The sequence below is a fragment of the Streptomyces sp. NPDC001941 genome (assembly GCF_040296945.1).
GTDB lineage: Bacteria > Actinomycetota > Actinomycetes > Streptomycetales > Streptomycetaceae > Streptomyces.
This window is the reverse complement of sequence record NZ_JBEOYE010000266.1, coordinates 1-1,182: the sequence shown is the minus strand read 5'-3', so window position 1 is coordinate 1,182 and position 1,182 is coordinate 1. Positions and strand designations below refer to the sequence as shown.

General features: G+C 68.7%; 1 protein-coding gene. It reads right to left on the bottom strand.

All coding sequences use genetic code 11. The annotated features are described in order from the left end of the window. A protein-coding gene (locus tag ABT160_RS47060) for an IS3 family transposase (RefSeq protein ID WP_502984435.1) occupies window positions 1-1,116 on the bottom strand; the annotation gives its coding sequence in 2 pieces (ribosomal slippage) (window positions 1-837 and window positions 837-1,116; 1,117 coding nt annotated over the 2 pieces). This gene is flagged as partial in the annotation. Between the last annotated feature and the right edge of the window lie 66 nt (window positions 1,117-1,182).

Here is a 1,182-nt window from a genome sequence, read left to right as displayed (position 1 = left end):
TCAGCCACTGGAAGATCTCCAGCCTGGCCTGACGCACCGTCGTGAACACCCCTTGCATCGCTTCTCTCTTCAGCCCCTGCCAGAAACTCTCGGCCAGCGCGTTGTCGTAGCTCGACCCGACACGACCCATGCTCCTGCGGATACAGAAACGGTCGCTGAGCTGGGCGAACGCCGCTGAGGTGTATTGGGATCCCCTGTCCGCGTGGAAGATCACTCCCTCGATGTGGCCGCCGCGGGTCGCCACCGCCATCGTGAGCGCGTCGACGACCAGCTCGGTCCGCATGTGGGTGGCCATCGACCAGCCGAGCACCCGGCGCGAGCAGATGTCCAGGACGCATGCCAGGTAGAGCCATGTGCCGCCGACCTGCACGTATGTGATGTCGCCGCACCACTTCTCGTCCAGGTTCACGGCGTGGAAGTCGCGTTGGACGAGGTCGGGGGCGGGCGGCGCGAGCCGGTCCGGGATCGTGGTGCGCTTGCGGCGCCGCAGGTGACGGCCCTCGATTCCGTTGACACGCATGAGCCGCTCGACGCGCTTGCGGTTGACCGTGTGCCCGAACCCGCGCAGTTCGGCGTGGACGCGGCGGACCCCGTAGGTTCCCCGGTGATCGGCGTGGATCTCGCGGATCTCCGCGACCAGGGCGTCGTCGTCCCTGCGGCGGGCCTCGCGGGCCTCGGCGCCGGCGAGCCACCGGTAGTAGCCCGAGCGCGAAAGGCCCAGGGCCCGGCATATCCGCTGCACGCCGAGGTCGGCGCGGTTGACGGAGATGAAGCCCCAGCGGCCGGCCATGCCCTCATCTCCTTCGCGAAATACTGGGCCGCCCGCCGCAGAATCTCCCTCTCAAGCTCCCACTCCTTCTCCGGCTTGCGCAGCCGACCATTCTCAGCGCGCAACCGCGCGAGCTCCTCGTCCCGGCCCTCCACCATTGCGCCGCCGCCGTGGCCGCCGGTGCGGCCGGCCTGTTCGTCGGCCTGGCGCACCCAGGACCGCAGCGTCTCGCCGGTCACCCCGACATCCGCAGCGACCGCCGCGTACGTACGCCGACCAGCGGCCGCGTGATACAGCGCCACCGCGTCGTGCCTGAACTCCTCCGGATACGGAGACCTACGTCCCACCAAGACACCCTTCCTCGGACCATCAAGATCCATTGTCAGAGTGTCCACACCACAGGGGTCACCTCA